This is a genomic window from Streptomyces sp. NPDC028991 (genome assembly GCF_055564775.1).
Window position 1 is genome coordinate 75,533 of the sequence record NZ_JBVHVP010000013.1, and the last position, 13,881, is coordinate 89,413.

General features: G+C 72.0%; 15 protein-coding genes. 4 read left to right on the top strand and 11 right to left on the bottom strand.

Annotation, left to right across the window (positions count from 1 at the left end; all coding sequences use genetic code 11):
• Positions 1 to 4 precede the first annotated feature (4 nt).
• Complete coding sequence (locus ACZ4V1_RS23990) at positions 5 to 907, top strand: aminoglycoside phosphotransferase family protein (RefSeq protein ID WP_468339397.1); 903 nt, start codon at positions 5 to 7, stop codon at positions 905 to 907.
• Between the two features lie 209 nt (positions 908 to 1,116).
• Here ACZ4V1_RS23990 and paaE read toward each other — a convergent pair whose 3' ends face one another.
• From paaE to paaA, 5 genes are read right to left on the bottom strand one after another with little or no spacing between them, the layout of a single operon-like run.
• The gene (paaE, locus tag ACZ4V1_RS23995) at positions 1,117 to 2,241 is read right to left on the bottom strand and encodes a 1,2-phenylacetyl-CoA epoxidase subunit PaaE (protein WP_468339399.1); all 1,125 of its coding nucleotides are present in this window, start codon (positions 2,239 to 2,241) and stop codon (positions 1,117 to 1,119) included.
• Positions 2,241 to 2,747, bottom strand: a complete 507-nt coding sequence (gene paaD / locus ACZ4V1_RS24000) for a 1,2-phenylacetyl-CoA epoxidase subunit PaaD (RefSeq protein WP_468339400.1) — start codon at positions 2,745 to 2,747, stop codon at positions 2,241 to 2,243. Before paaD ends, paaE begins: the two co-directional genes overlap by 1 nt.
• Positions 2,741 to 3,568, bottom strand: a complete 828-nt coding sequence (gene paaC / locus ACZ4V1_RS24005) for a 1,2-phenylacetyl-CoA epoxidase subunit PaaC (protein ID WP_468339402.1) — start codon at positions 3,566 to 3,568, stop codon at positions 2,741 to 2,743. The genes paaD and paaC overlap by 7 nt, the downstream gene beginning before the upstream one ends.
• A gap of 9 nt (positions 3,569 to 3,577) precedes the next feature.
• Positions 3,578 to 3,871: a 1,2-phenylacetyl-CoA epoxidase subunit PaaB gene (paaB, locus tag ACZ4V1_RS24010; protein ID WP_468339404.1), complete on the bottom strand. Its 294-nt coding sequence runs from the start codon at positions 3,869 to 3,871 to the stop codon at positions 3,578 to 3,580.
• Complete coding sequence (gene paaA / locus ACZ4V1_RS24015; protein WP_468339406.1) at positions 3,868 to 4,845, bottom strand: 1,2-phenylacetyl-CoA epoxidase subunit PaaA; 978 nt, start codon at positions 4,843 to 4,845, stop codon at positions 3,868 to 3,870. Before paaA ends, paaB begins: the two co-directional genes overlap by 4 nt.
• Positions 4,846 to 5,071: 226 nt before the next feature.
• Here paaA and paaI point away from each other — a divergent pair, with 226 nt between their 5' ends.
• The 3 genes from paaI (at position 5,072) to ACZ4V1_RS24030 (ending at position 8,334) form a co-directional block, all read left to right on the top strand.
• Positions 5,072 to 5,485 carry a hydroxyphenylacetyl-CoA thioesterase PaaI gene (paaI, locus tag ACZ4V1_RS24020; RefSeq protein WP_468339670.1) on the top strand — a complete coding sequence of 138 codons (414 nt, stop codon included), beginning with the start codon at positions 5,072 to 5,074 and terminating at the stop codon, positions 5,483 to 5,485.
• The gene (paaK, locus tag ACZ4V1_RS24025) at positions 5,482 to 6,828 is read left to right on the top strand and encodes a phenylacetate--CoA ligase PaaK (RefSeq protein ID WP_468339408.1); all 1,347 of its coding nucleotides are present in this window, start codon (positions 5,482 to 5,484) and stop codon (positions 6,826 to 6,828) included. Before paaI ends, paaK begins: the two co-directional genes overlap by 4 nt.
• A 207-nt stretch (positions 6,829 to 7,035) precedes the next feature.
• Positions 7,036 to 8,334 (top strand): flavin-containing monooxygenase, encoded by a 1,299-nt coding sequence (locus ACZ4V1_RS24030; protein ID WP_468339410.1) that lies wholly within the window; start codon positions 7,036 to 7,038, stop codon positions 8,332 to 8,334.
• A gap of 137 nt (positions 8,335 to 8,471) precedes the next feature.
• Here ACZ4V1_RS24030 and ACZ4V1_RS24035 read toward each other — a convergent pair whose 3' ends face one another.
• The 6 genes from ACZ4V1_RS24035 to ACZ4V1_RS24060 all read right to left on the bottom strand — a co-directional run bounded on the left by ACZ4V1_RS24035 (position 8,472) and on the right by ACZ4V1_RS24060 (position 13,684).
• On the bottom strand, positions 8,472 to 9,599 hold the full coding sequence (locus tag ACZ4V1_RS24035; RefSeq protein ID WP_468339412.1) for a tryptophan dimethylallyltransferase family protein: 1,128 nt from the start codon (positions 9,597 to 9,599) through the stop codon (positions 8,472 to 8,474).
• Positions 9,600 to 9,806: 207 nt separating this feature from the next.
• On the bottom strand, positions 9,807 to 11,156 hold the full coding sequence (locus ACZ4V1_RS24040) for a cytochrome P450 (protein WP_468339414.1): 1,350 nt from the start codon (positions 11,154 to 11,156) through the stop codon (positions 9,807 to 9,809).
• Between the two features lie 15 nt (positions 11,157 to 11,171).
• The gene (locus tag ACZ4V1_RS24045; RefSeq protein ID WP_121750796.1) at positions 11,172 to 11,765 is read right to left on the bottom strand and encodes a GTP-binding protein; all 594 of its coding nucleotides are present in this window, start codon (positions 11,763 to 11,765) and stop codon (positions 11,172 to 11,174) included.
• Positions 11,740 to 12,117 carry a DUF742 domain-containing protein gene (locus ACZ4V1_RS24050; RefSeq protein WP_468339417.1) on the bottom strand — a complete coding sequence of 126 codons (378 nt, stop codon included), beginning with the start codon at positions 12,115 to 12,117 and terminating at the stop codon, positions 11,740 to 11,742. Before ACZ4V1_RS24050 ends, ACZ4V1_RS24045 begins: the two co-directional genes overlap by 26 nt.
• Positions 12,114 to 12,515, bottom strand: a complete 402-nt coding sequence (locus tag ACZ4V1_RS24055) for a roadblock/LC7 domain-containing protein (RefSeq protein WP_053126708.1) — start codon at positions 12,513 to 12,515, stop codon at positions 12,114 to 12,116. Before ACZ4V1_RS24055 ends, ACZ4V1_RS24050 begins: the two co-directional genes overlap by 4 nt.
• Entirely contained in the window at positions 12,512 to 13,684 is a 1,173-nt protein-coding gene (locus ACZ4V1_RS24060) for an ATP-binding protein (RefSeq protein ID WP_468339419.1), read from the bottom strand. The genes ACZ4V1_RS24055 and ACZ4V1_RS24060 overlap by 4 nt, the downstream gene beginning before the upstream one ends.
• Between the last annotated feature and the right edge of the window lie 197 nt (positions 13,685 to 13,881).

Consider the following 13,881-nt stretch of genomic DNA (forward strand, 5'->3'; position numbering starts at 1 on the left):
GCCCATGACTTCAGGGCAGACGCGGCAGGGCCTTCACGCCCTCGACGACCGTCTCGTACGGCGCCTGGTCGCCGGGCAGTTCCCGCAGTGGGCGGGACTGCCCGTCGAGCGCTTCCCGTCCGGCGGGACGGTCAACGCCATGTACCGGCTCGGCGACGACCTGGTCGTACGGCTGCCGCTGATCGAGGGCGGGGCCGGGGACGTGCTGGCGGAGCGGGAGTGGCTGCCCCGCCTGTCGCCCCTGCTGCCCACCGCCGTCCCCGAGGTGCTCGGCGCCGGTGAGCCCGGCGCAGGGTATCCGTGGCCCTGGTCGGTGCTGCGGTGGCTGCCCGGAGAGATCCCCGAGGCCGGAGCACTGAGCGAGCCGGCGCTGCTGGCCGGGGACCTGGCCCGGTTCGTGGCGGCGATGCGGAGCGTCACCCTGCCGGGCGCGCCGCGGGCTCATCGCGGCGGACCGCTCGCCACGCTCGACGAGTCGACCCGGTCCGCGATCGAGGCACTGCGCGGCCTCCCCGAGGAAGGTCTCGACTGCGACGCGCTGACCGCCGTCTGGGACGACGCGCTGCGGGCTCCGGCCTGGGACGGACCGCCGGTCTGGCTGCACGCCGACCTGATGCCGGGCAACCTGCTGGTGGACGGCGGCAGGCTGTCGTCGGTCATCGACTTCGGCTGCATGGGAGTGGGCGACCCGGCCTGCGATCTCTTCCCGGCGTGGAATCTGCTGCCGGCCGGGGCGAGGCAGGTGTTCCGCGAGGCGCTCGGCGTGGACGACGCGGCCTGGAGGCGCGGCCGGGGGCGGACGCTTTCCCAGGCGCTGATCGCGCTGCCGTACTACCGTGCGAGCAACCCGGCGATGGCGGGCAACGCCCGCCACGTGATCCGCGAGGTGCTGGCCGAGGGCTGCTGAGCGGCGCCCGCCCCGTCACCGGGGCCTCGTTCGGATCGTGCCGCGGACGCGGGGTCCGGCAGGCTCAGCCGCGGCGTCGTCGTCACTGGCCGACGCTCCGCGCCGACGTTCTCCTCCGCCTCGCAGCCGCACCCACCGGATCCCGCTCACCGGCGTCGACCAGCCACGTCACCCTCCTGCGACCTGGCCCGAACCCGGGTGACGTCTTCTCAGCTGTCGTAGTCCACGGTCAGCTTCTCCGAGACCGGGTACGACTGGCAGGTCAGGACGTAGCCGGCGTCGACCTCGGCCGCTTCCAGCGCGTAGTTGCGGCGCATGTCGACGCTGCCGTCCGTGACCAGGGCACGGCAGGTGCCGCAGACGCCGCCCTTGCAGGCGAAGGGCAGGTCGGGGCGGGTCTGCTGGGCGCCGTCGAGGACGGACCGCCCCCGGGAGAGGGTGGAGGTCGTGGAGCGGCCGTCCAGGGTGATGGTGACCTCGCTGACGGGTCCCCGCGGGCCGGCCTCCTCGTGCCGGACCTCCCGGACGGGCTCGTCGTCGGCGTAGAACAGCTCCCGGTGGACGCGGTCCGCCCGGACACCGAGGCCGGCCAGGACCTGCTGGGCGTCGGCGACCATGCCCTGCGGGCCGCACAGCCACCAGTGGTCCGCGCTCTCCACGTCCACCAGCGAGTCGACCAGCGCCGAGAGCCGCTCCGCGTCCAGACGGCCGGAGAGCACCTCTGCCTCGCGGGGTTCGCGGGAGAGCACGTGGGCCAGCTGGAGGCGGGTCGGGTGGAGGTCCTTCAGGTCGGCCAGTTCGTCGGCGAACATCACCGTGTCGGTACGGCGGTTGCCGTAGAACAGGGTGACGGTCGAGCGGTGGTCGGCGGCCAGCACCGACTCGGCGATGGACACCATGGGCGTGATGCCCGACCCGGCCGCGATCAGCACGTGGTGTCCCGGAGTGGTCAGGTCGGGTGTGAAGAAGCCGGTGGGGGCCATCACCTCGACGGTGTCACCCGGACGCACCTCGCTCACCAGCCACGACGAGAACAGTCCGCCCGGCACCACCCGCACCCCGATGCGCGGCACCGCACCGGCCGGTGCGCAGATCGAGTACGAGCGGCGCTCGTCCCGGCCGTCGATCTGCCGCCGCAGGGTGAGCGACTGGCCCGGCGCGAAGGCGAACTCCTCGGCCAGCTCGTCCGGGACCTCGAAGCTCACGGCCGCCGCGTCCGCGCACAGCCGGTCGACGGCGGCGACGCGCAGGCGGTGGAAGGCGGGACGGCGACGGGTGCGCGCCGGTGACGCCGAGGCGGACTCGGTCGCCGAGGCGGGGGCGGTCGGGGCCATCAGATCTCCTTGACGTACTCGAACGGCTCACGGCAGGCCCGGCAGCGCCAGAGCGCCTTGCAGGACGTGGCGGCGAAGCGGGAGGTCTCCTCGGTGTCCGCCGAGCCGCACCGGGGGCAGGGCACCGCGGGCCGGGTGGGCGACAGCACTAGGGCGACCGGGCCGCGGGGTGCGGCGCCGGGCGGGGCGATGCCGTGCTCGGCGAGCTTGCGGCGGCCGGCCTCGGTGATCCAGTCGGTGGTCCAGGGCGGGTCGAGGACCGTGCGGATCTCCACGCGCGCGTACCCCGCCTCCCGCAGCCGGGCGGCGACGTCCGCCCGCATCTCGGCCATCGCCGGGCACCCCGAGTAGGTGGGGGTCAGACTCGCGACCACGGTGCCGTCCCCGGTCACCTCGACGCCGCGCAGCACGCCGAGGTCGGCGAGAGTCAGCATGGGCAGCTCGGGGTCGGCCACCTGCTCGGCGACGTGCCTGGCGCGGCGGGCGTCCGGGAGCGCGGTCACCATGTCGCCTCCGGGTGAGCGCGGGCGACGCCCTGCAACTCGGCGAGGAGCGGCGCCAGATGCTCGGTGTGCTCGCCGGCGCGCCCGGAGCCGGGCAGCGGGCGGTACACCGGCAGGGTGAGCCCGGCCGCCTCGGTGACCTGGCGCAGGTCGCCGGCGACCTCGTCCCGTACGTCGTACGCGCTGTGCAGTTCACCGAGGTACGGGGCGACCTGCTCCAGGGCCGCGCGCGTCCTGCGGTGCGACTCGTCCGTGCCGTCGCCGAGGCGTACGACCCACTCGGCGGCGTACTGCCGGTGGTACGTCAGCTCCTTGACGCCCTTGGCCGCGACCGCCGCGAGGACCGGGTCGGGATGGGTCACCAGCCGCTGGAAGTGGGCCAGGCGCCAGCTGGAGAGCACCAGGAGCCGGACCACGGTGAACGCGAAGTCGCCGCCGGGCAGTTCGGCCAGCGTCACGTTGCGGAAGTCGCCGGCGTCCCGGAAGTAGGCGTAGGCGTCCTCGTCGCGGCCGGTGCCGTCGGCCTGGCCGGCGCGCGCGTAGAGCAGGCGGGCCTGGCCGAGGAGGTCGAGGCCGATGTTGGCCAGCGCCACCTCCTCCTCCAGTTCCGGTGCCCGGGTGACCCACTCGGCGAGCCGCTGCGCCGAGACCAGGGCGTCGTCGGCGAGTGCCACGCAGTCCGCGACCAGTTCACCGGCGTCGACTCCCCCGGGCACGGTGGTGTCGACGCCGTGCAGCGGGTCCTCGAAGCCCGTGCCGTAGGCCCAGCGGGTGTCGTCCTCGTGTCCCTCGGCCAGGGTCAGGTAGACGTGGTCGTCACTCATGCCCTGCTCCTAGATGTGGGGGACGTCGTCGGGGATGTCGTAGAAGGTCGGGTGGCGGTAGACCTTGTCGGCGCTGGGGGCGAAGAAGGGGTCCTTCTCGTCGCGGGTGGAGGCGGTGATGTGCTCGGAGCGCACGACCCAGATGCTCACGCCTTCGTTGCGCCGGGTGTAGAGGTCGCGGGCGTGGGTGAGGGCCATGGTGTCGTCGGCGGCGTGCAGCGAGCCGACGTGGACGTGGTTGAGGCCGCGCTTGCCGCGCACGAACACCTCGTACAGCGGCCAGCCCTGCTTGTCGGCGCTCATGCCGCCGCTCCCCTCTTCGTACGGGCCGCCTGCTTGGCCGCGTGGGCGGTGGCCGCCTCGCGCACCCAGGCGCCCTCCTCGTGGGCGGCCCGCCGCCGCTGGATCCGCTGTTCGTTGCACGGTCCGTCGCCCTTGATGACGCGCATCAGCTCGTCCCAGTCCGGGGTACCGAAGTCGTGGTGCCCCGTCTCCTCGTTCCAGCGCAGGTCCGGGTCGGGCAGGGTGACGCCGAGCTTCTCGGCCTGCGGGACGGTCATGTCGACGAAGCGGCGGCGCAGTTCGTCGTTGCTGTGCCGCTTGATCTTCCAGGCCATCGACCGCGCGGAGTTGGGCGAGGCGTCGTCGGGCGGGCCGAACATCATCAGGGACGGCCACCACCAGCGGTTCACCGCGTCCTGGACCATCTCCCGCTGGGCGCCGGTGCCGCGCATCATCGTCATCAGCAGCTCGTAGCCCTGCCGCTGGTGGAAGGACTCCTCCTTGCAGATGCGCACCATCGCGCGCGCGTACGGCCCGTACGAGCTGCGGCACAGCGGTACCTGGTTGCAGATCGCGGCGCCGTCCACGAACCAGCCGATCACGCCGACGTCGGCGAAGCTCAGGGTCGGGTAGTTGAAGATCGACGAGTACTTCTGGCGTCCCTCTATGAGCCGCTCGGTGAGGTCGTCGCGGTCGGCGCCGAGCGTCTCGGCCGCCGAGTACAGGTACAGCCCGTGGCCGGCCTCGTCCTGGACCTTGGCGAACAGGATCGCCTTGCGGCGCAGCGACGGCGCCCGGGTGATCCACTCGCCCTCCGGCTGCATGCCGATGATCTCCGAGTGGGCGTGCTGGGCGATCTGCCGGATCAGCGTCTTCCGGTAGCCGTCCGGCATCCAGTCGCGCGGCTCGATGCGCTGGTCGCGCGCGATCGTCGCGTCGAAGTGCTCCTGCAGTCCGTCCGGGGGCGGCGCCTCGGCGGCGTGTGTCGTGGTCATCGTCACCAGCTTCCCAACCGACCATTCGTTCGGTATCAGTGTGACGCGTTTCCCCGCGCCGGGCAAGGCCCATCGCCCCACCGGCCGCTCTCTTGACAGGGCGGCCGCACGCCTGGATTACTGGGCCCTGCCGTGCGCTAACCGAATGGTCGGTCGGGAGACAAGGTGGTGGGGCCGCGTGGTGGGAAAGGTGTCGGAGGCCGTCGAGCCGACGCCCACGGAGGCGATGTTCTCCGCGGACGAGGCGTCCCGGCGGCTGGGCATCGAGCTGGTCGAGCACGACGAGGGGACCGCCGAGCTCCGTATGACCGTGACCCCGGCGATGGTGAACGGACACGGGACCACCCACGGCGGCTACCTGTTCCTGCTCGCCGACACCGCCTTCGCCTGCGCGTGCAACAGCCACGGACCGGTGACCGTGGCCGCGGGTGCCGACATCGTGTTCGTCGCGCCGGCCCGCGAGGGCGACGTGCTCGTGGCGCGCGCCGAGGAGCGGGCCCGGTTCGGCCGCAGCGGTGTCTACGACGTGACGGTGCGGCGCGGCGCGGAAGTGATCGCGGAGTTCCGCGGACGCAGCCGCAGCGTGCGGGACACTACGGCGCGCGAGACGCCGGGCACGACGACGAAGGAGTCGCGATGAGCAGCGAGCCGACGACCGGGGCGCCCCCGGCACCCCGCCGGGGCGAGCCCCTCCCCCACGACCTGCTGGACGACGCCGAGCGGCTCTCCCCGGCGCAGCTCCGAGAGCTCCAGCTCGACCGGCTGCGCAGGACCCTCCGGCACGCCTACGAGAACGTGGAGCTGTACCGGAGGAAGTTCGACGCCGCCGGAGTGAAGCCCGACGACTGCCGCAGCCTGGCCGACCTGTCCAGGTTCCCCTTCACCACCAAGGCCGACCTGCGCGACACCTACCCCTTCGGCATGTTCGCCGTCCCGATGGCCGACGTGCGGCGCGTGCACGCCTCCAGCGGCACCACCGGACGTGCCACCGTCGTCGGTTACACGGAGGGCGACCTGTGCATGTGGGCGGACGTCATCGCCCGTTCGATCCGGGCCGCGGGCGGCCGGCCGGGCCACAAGGTGCACATCTCCTACGGCTACGGCCTGTTCACCGGGGGCCTCGGCGCCCACTATGGCGCCGAACGCGCCGGATGCACGGTGATCCCGGCCTCCGGCGGCATGACGGCCCGGCAGGTCCAGATCATCCAGGATTTCCGGCCCGAGATCATCATGGTCACCCCGTCCTACATGCTCACCCTGCTCGACGAGTTCGAGCGGCAGGGCGTCGACCCGCGCAGCACGTCCCTGAAGGCCGGCATCTTCGGCGCCGAGCCGTGGACCGAGGAGATGCGCCGCGAGATCGAGGAGCGCATGGACATCCACGCGGTCGACATATACGGGCTGTCCGAGGTGATCGGCCCCGGCGTGGCGCAGGAGTGCGTCGAGACCAAGGACGGTCTGCACGTGTGGGAGGACCACTTCTACCCGGAGGTGGTCGACCCGCTCACGGACGCCGTGCTCGCCGAGGGCGAGGAGGGCGAGGTCGTCTTCACCTCCCTCACCAAAGAGGCGCTCCCGGTGATCCGCTACCGCACGCGCGACCTGTCCCGGCTGCTGCCGGGCACCGCGCGGCCGGCCTTCCGCAGGATGCGGAAGGTCACCGGCCGCTGCGACGACATGATCATCCTGCGCGGGGTGAACGTCTTCCCCACCCAGATCGAGGAGATCGTGCTGCGCACGCCCGGTGTCGCCCCGCACTTCCAGATCCAGCTCACCGAGCGCGGCCGCATGGACCACATGACCGTGCGGGTCGAGGCCCGCCCCGACGCCGGTGCGGAGCAGCGCGCGGCCGCCGCCGCGGCGATCGGCCAGGGTGTCAAGGACGGTGTGGGCGTGACCGTCGAGGTGGAGATCGTGGACCCGGAGACCCTGGAGCGCTCGCTCGGCAAGCTCCGCCGGGTCACGGATCTGCGCCGGACGTGACCGCCGGCAGGCTGGGGGTGACGTTGGGACCGGGCCGTTTGCCAGGCAACGGTGCCTCGGGACCCGGCAAGATCCAAACGGTGCCCCTGGGGACGAAACGTGAGCACAGACACGTCTGTTCACCTCTCGTGCTGGTGTGCGGAGAGATGTGGATGGGCAGTGAATGCATGATCGGGGGAGATTGAGTACATCCTGGGGGTAAATCCCGTGCGTGTGTGTGTGATCGGTGCAGGTCTGTCGGGGCTGGCGGTGGCCCACGCCCTCAAGGAACGCGGCATCGGGTTCCTCTGTCTGGAGAAGGCGCCGGACGTCGGCGGGATCTGGCGTCAGCCGGAGGCCGGCGAGCGCGGGCCCGGGTACCTGTCGCTGCACCTCAACACCGCCAAGCAGCTGACCGGTTACGCCGGCTTCCCGATGCCGGACTCGTACCCGCTCTATCCCCGGCACAGCCAGGTCGCCGCCTATCTGCGCGCCTTCGCAGAGTGGGCCGGCCTGCGCGACCACGTCGAGCTGCGGACCGAGGTGGTGTCCGTGGACCAGGACGCGGACGGCATGTGGACGGTCGTCAGCCGGGACGCGGACGGCGCGACGGCGACGCGTCGGTTCGAGCAGGTGATCGTCGCCTCCGGGCACCACACCGTCCCCGCCCTGCCGGACCCTCTCCCCCAGGGTTCCGCGTCCTTCGCCGGAACGATTCTCCACTCCCTCGACTACCGCGACGGCGCCGACTTCGCCGGTCGGCGCGTGGTCGTGGTGGGTCTCGGAGCCTCGGCGGTGGACATCGCGGCGGACCTCTCCCGGCACGCGGCAGAGACCGTGCTCTCGGTGCGCCGGGGGCTGCACATCGCGCCCAAGCAGCTCTTCGGGATGTCGCTCGACGAGATCGCCGAAGCGCCTTGGTGGAACGAGATGTCCTTCGCCGAACGGCGCCGATGGGCCGAGCAGGCCCTGCTCGTCGCACGGGGCAGGCTGGCGGACTACGGCCTGCCCGAGCCCGACCACCCGCTCTTCTCCTCGGCCGTGACCCTCTCGGACGAGATCCTCAGCCGGATCCGGCACGGCGCCGTCACCCCGAAGCCGGCGATCGCCTGCTTCGACGGCGACCGGGCCGTCTTCACCGACGGCACCTCCGTGGCGGCGGACGCGGTCGTGTACTGCACCGGCTTCCACATGACCTTCCCCTTCCTGCCCACCGGTTGCCCGGTCGCGGCGGACGGCTCGGTCGAGCTGTACAGACGGGTGGCCGCGCCCGGCCGGCCGGGACTGTACTTCGTCGGACTCGTCCGCCCGGTCGGCGCGATCACCCGGCTGGTGGAGGCGCAGGCGCAGTGGGTGGCGCGGATCATCGACGGCGAGGCCGAGCTGCCCGCGGCTGACGCGATGCGCGAGGAGATCGGCACGTACCTCGCTGCCGTCGTGCAGCGGTACGGCCGGACGCAGGGCGCCTCGATCCAGGTGGACGTGGGCCCGTACCTGGCGGAGTTCCGGGAGTCGCTGCCCGTGTAGCCGTCCCGCCCGCCGCCGGGCCACCACGTCTCGGCACCATTTCTGGACCCTTTTCGGAGCCTTTTCGGAGCCTTTTCGGACACCACGGGGCTCCCGGCGCGTCGCGCCGGGAGCCCCGTGGTGTCCGGACGGTCCGCTCAGCGCACCGCCACCGGGTGGCGGACGGCCTCCACGACCGGCGGCCTCACCGCGTACGCCTCCGAGGAGAGGTAGGCCGTCACCCGCGGCGGGCGGTCCTGCTGATGGGCCAGCGCCAGGTAGGCGATCAGCCCCACGCCGTCCTCGGGCCGCCGGTCGGTGACGGCGGCGAAGGCGCGGGCGAGCACCGAGGCGTCCATGCCGTGGTGCCGCAGCACGCCCGCCGCCCGTGTCAGGGCCTCTCCGTCGTGCCTCGCGTAGTCCCTGACCGGGATGTGCAGGGTGAAGCCGCTCGGCCGGGCGGTGGCGGTGTCGGTGAAGGAGTGGCAGGACAGGCCGGGCCGCCCTGTGAGCCCCGTCAGGCCGGGGCCGGGGCCCGCGGCCGCACGGAAGAACCCCTCGATCGCCGCCGGACCGGGACCCGCGGTCATCCGGGACAGCCGCCCGGCCTGACCGGCCGTGAGATTCTCGTGGCGGACGTAGACCTTCGCCCGGGGCTGCTCCCAGTCCCCCAGGTCCAGGGCGAGGAAGGGGTATCCGTGCCCCTGGGGCAGGCCCGCGAAGGCCCGGCGGTGGCCCAGTCGGTGCAGAGCCTCACGCACCGTCCCGGCGGAACGTTCCGCCCCGTTCGCGGCCGGGTTCAGGTAGACCTTGACCTTGGGCACACCGCCGGGTCTCAGCTCCAGAGCGCACCACAGGGCCAGGGGCCCTTGCGGGGAGGGCGGCAGGAACAGGTCCCGGAGCTCGTCGAGCGGGCCGGTGGTGAAGCGCCAGCGCCGGGCCATCGCCCGGATCGCCTCGAGTCCGGCGCGGCCGCCCTGGGCCAGGCTGTCTGCGCCGCAGCCCGGTTCCAGGAGCACCCGCAGGGCGGGAGCCGCGTCCGGCTGGAAGGAGAGCGAGAACTCCACGGGGGTGTGGTCGTCGGACAGGAACGTGCGGGCGGGCGGCGGCAGGTTCAGCGGCCGCTCGGCCACCGGGCCCAGCGAGTCGGTCAGGACACGGGCGTACGTGTCGACGTCGGCCTCGGACAGGCCGGCGACCGCGCCGAGTCTTCGCAACTGGCCGCTCGTGAAGGCACCGAGCGTCGCCGTGCCCCGCGGGGCCGTGTCCGTCGGTGCGGCGGTCACCGGCCCGTCCCCGGCCGGAGCCGCACAGCGAGATACCCGCCTGGGGAGGCGGGTATCGGGGGTTTCGGCGGCGGGAAAGCGGCGTTCGTGGATATGTGGTCCACGACACCTCCTTTTACTCGTAAGCAACTTGAATGCCGCGTTGCTCACTACCCGTGCCGTCGAACCTTCATGCGGAAGGGGCAGGTTGGGAGGGTGTTGCGCATGTCACCGTGTGAGCCAATTGAGGAACTGGCTCCACATGCCGCTGCGTTCGGCCGGCCGGGCCGGGCCCGCCGTCTGCTCCTGCTCGGCCGCTCCGGTGTCCTGCCGCGGGTCACCACGCCGCCCGGACCGCACCGGCGTGAAGCGGGCCGGGAGCGTGGCCAGGGCCCGGTTGAAGGGGCCCGGACGCCACGTCAGGCTGTCCTCGGGTACGGCGAGTTCGACGTCGGGCAGTTCGTTGAACAGGTGCTCGATGGCGGTGACCGTGATGTGCCGGGCCGGTTCCTTGGACGGGCAGGCGTGCGGACCCGCGCTCCAGGCGAGGTGCGCGCGGTTGCTGCCCGCCTGGCGCGAGGCCTTCAGGGCCGGGCCCGTGTTCGCCGCGGCGAAGCTGACCAGGACCAGTTCGCCCGCCGGCAGTTGCTGCCCGGCGAGTTCCGTGTCGGCGGCCGGGTAGTGCGGCGCGTAGTTCGCCATGGGCGGGTTCTCCCACAGCGTGTCGTCGAGGGCCTCGTCGATCAGACCGCCCTCGCGGGCGTACCGCTCGTGGGTCAGGAGCCGGTGCAGGGTGTTCCCGATGAGGTTGCGCAGGGGTTCGGCGCCCGCACCGAGCAGCAGCGCGAGCTGGTGGACCATCTCCTCGTCGGTCAGCCGGGCCTCGTGCCGCATCAGCCAGGAGGTGACGTCGTCACCGGGCTTGCTCCGCTTGAGCTCGACCAGCTCCCCCACCGCCTGGAACAGCACCGCGGTGGCCTTGTCGGCGTTGACGCCGTCGAACATGCCGGAGATGCCGAACAGCACCCGGTCGCCGATGTCGGCGGGGCAGCCGAAGAGTTCGTTGAACACGAACAGCGGCAGCTGCTTGGCGTAGTCGCCGAGCAGGTCGGCCGAGCCGCGGCCACCGAACTGGGCGATGAGGTAGCCGGAGATCTGCTCGGTGCTCCGGCTCAGCCGGCGGGTGTCCACCTTCGCCATGCTGTCGGTGACCGCCTGGCGCAGGCGCAGGTGGTCGGCGCCGTCGGCGAACATGCAGTTGGGCCGGTAGGCGAGCAGCGGGGCGACGGGGCTGTCCGGGCCCACCTTGCCCTCGTTGAAGGCCCGCCAGCGACGCGCGTCCTTGCGGAAGGAGCCGGAGTCCTGCAGCAACTGGAGCGCCGCCGCGTAGTCGGTGACCAGCGTCGCCTCGACTCCGGGGGCCAGTTCGACGGGCGCGGCGGCCCCGTAGTGGCGCAGGTACTCGTAGTACGCCTGGGGGTCGGCGGCGAACTCCGTCCCGTGCAGCGGCACACGGGCGCCGGAGCCGTGGGCCGGGCACCCGGGCGGCGGCACCGGGGCGGTGTCGTGGGCGTTCATGTCTGCTCCCAGCTCCTAGCGGGTGCGGTCCAGCAAGTAGCGGACGAGGGTGGTCAGTGCGGCGGCCGAGGACTTCTCGTCGCGGGCGTCGCAGGTGACGACGGGGGTGTCGTCGAGCAGGTCCAGGGCCTCGCGCAGCGCCCGCTCGTCGCGCAGCGGCGCCCCGTCGAAGTGGTTGACGGCGATGGCGTACTCGAGCCCGTAGTGCTCGATGAGGTCGATCACGGGGAAGGAGTCGGCCAGCCGCTCGGGGTCGACCAGTACCAGGGCGCCGAGCGCGCCGCGGGCCATGTCCTCCCACATCTGGACGAAGCGCTGCTGGCCGGGCGTGCCGAACAGGTAGAGCACGACGCGGTCGCTGATGGTGAGGCGGCCGAAGTCCATGGCGACCGTGGTGGTGGTCTTGCCCTGGACCCCCTTGAGGTCGTCGACCGCCTCGGCGGCCTGCGTCATCGTCTCCTCGGTGGACAGCGGCTCGATCTCGGAGATGGAGCCGATGAGGGTGGTCTTGCCCACCGCGAAGTGCCCGACGACGAGGATCTTCACCGCGGTCTGGGTCGCCCCGCCGCGTACGTAGTCCTGTTCACCCAAACTTGGCGCGGAGCCCATTGAGCACCTCCTCCAGGATCTCCCTGTCGGCCAGGCGCGCGGGGGCCACCGGCGGGCGGGTCGTGACGTAGCCGCCTTCCATGAGGGATGCCAGCAGGATCCGCACCACGCCCAGCGGGAAATGGGTGTGTCCGGCGATCTCGGCGACCGAGAGGTAGCCGGCCGAGCAGAGTTCCAGCAGGCTCTGCTCCTCGGGGGACAGCCGGGTCGGCCGCCGCGCGTCCTCGGGCGAGGCGGTGACCAGGGTGATGAGGGAGAGGTCGTCCTCGTCGGGCAGGCCGCGCCCCTTGGTGATGACGTACGGCCGTACTAATTCGGCGGCCTCCGGCTCCCAGCCGTCGCGGCCGGTCATGAGCGGGTGCCGAGGTTCTCGCGCGGCGGGGTCGTCAGCCGCTTGCCGAGCTGGGCGACGAGCTGCTGCATCCGGAAGGTGATGTCCGCCATGTCGACCTCCGGGGAGGCGGAGACGCCGAGGTAGGCGCCCTCACCGGCGGAGATCAGGAACACCCAGCCGCCGTCGAACTCGACCAGGGTCTGCCGCCATGCCTGGTGCGGGTCCTCACAGAAGAAGGCGAGGGTGCGGCTGAGTGACTGGACACCGCTCATCGCGGCGGCGACCCGGTCCGCGTCGTCCTTGTCGAAGTCCTGCGTCCGGGCCATCAGCAGGCCGTCGGCGGATATCAGGACCGCGTGCAGGGCCCCGGGAATCTCCAGGGCGCTGTCGAGCATCCATGACAGATCGTCGTTCACGAGTCCTCATGTCCTTCTCTGCTTGCACCAGGTGTTCTGCTCGTCCGGTCCGCTTCCTCGGGCCGGGTGACGCGGCCGGTCTGCGTGCCCCGCTGGAAGGCACCCATGATCTGCGCCTGCTCGGAGTCGGAGCGGCCCGCTTGGCGCGGGCCGGAGGAGCTGCCGGGCACGATGGCCATCGGGCGCTTGCGCCGCCGCCGGGGCAGACCGTCACCGGTCTCGGAGGAGGTGAGCGCGGCCTCCGGTCCGCTGTCCGGGCCCGGCCGGGCCGTGCCGCGGGCGGCGGGGGCGGGGGCCCTCTTCTCCGGCATGGCGGTGAGCAGTTCGTGCGGCAACAGGACCACCGCGCGTACACCTCCGTAGGGGGAGGAGGAGTCCACCGACACCTCGAAGCCGAATCGCTCGCACAGCAGGCCGATGACCGCGAAGCCGAACTGCGGTGGGTTGCCGAGCCCCGCCACGCCCGAGGCCCGCTCGGTGGCGAGCAGCTTGTCGGCGCGGGCGCGTTCCTCGTCGCTCATGCCGACTCCGGCGTCGTCGACGACCACGCAGATGCCCTTGGGCACGGTCCGGATGTTGATCTCGACGACGGTGTCCGGGCTGGAGTAGCTGGTGGCGTTGTCGAACAGCTCGGCGAGGGCCAGGGCGACGGGTTCGACGGCCCGGCTGGTGATGCCGAAGTCGACCTGGGAGAGGATCTCCACCCGGCGGAAGTGCCGGATGCGGCCCTGGGCGCTGCGCACCACGTCGTACACCGAGGCGGTGTCACGCCGGCCGCCGAGCCAGCCGTCGCACAGGACCGCGATGGACTGGGCGCGCCGGCCGAACTGCGAGTTGGTGTGGTCGATCTCCAGCAGGTCCTGCAGGAGCGCCGAGTCGCCGTACTTGGTCTGCAGCCGGGAGAGCACCAGTTGCTGTTCGGCGGCGAGGCCCTGCAGAGTCCGCATGGCCGATTTCAGGACGGTTTTCGTCTCGTCCTCGGCCCGTTCCTGAGCCGCCTGCACGGACTTGCCGTAATTGCTCTCCAGCTCTGTGTAGTGATCCCTGAGACCCTGGACCTGCTGCCGCAAGGCTCGCGCCGTCCTGCGCTGGCGGCTGATGAGCGCGGCGGCGGCGACGAGGGCGACGAGAAGGACCCAGAGCAATGGGTTCCCTGTGTATTCCGTCATAAGACTCTCTTCAGGCGACTGAAGGCCGGCTTGCTGGATTCCCGTCTACGCGGGCGGCCCGGTGGACTGCCCGCACCGGGGGTTGCTGTCCGGGCTGTCCCTGAAGTCGGGGATGCCGTCTTTCACCCATCCGCCCGCTCCGCAAACGCGGTGATCGTATCACCGCCTGATCAGGTGACTTCACGTCAAGAACTGCT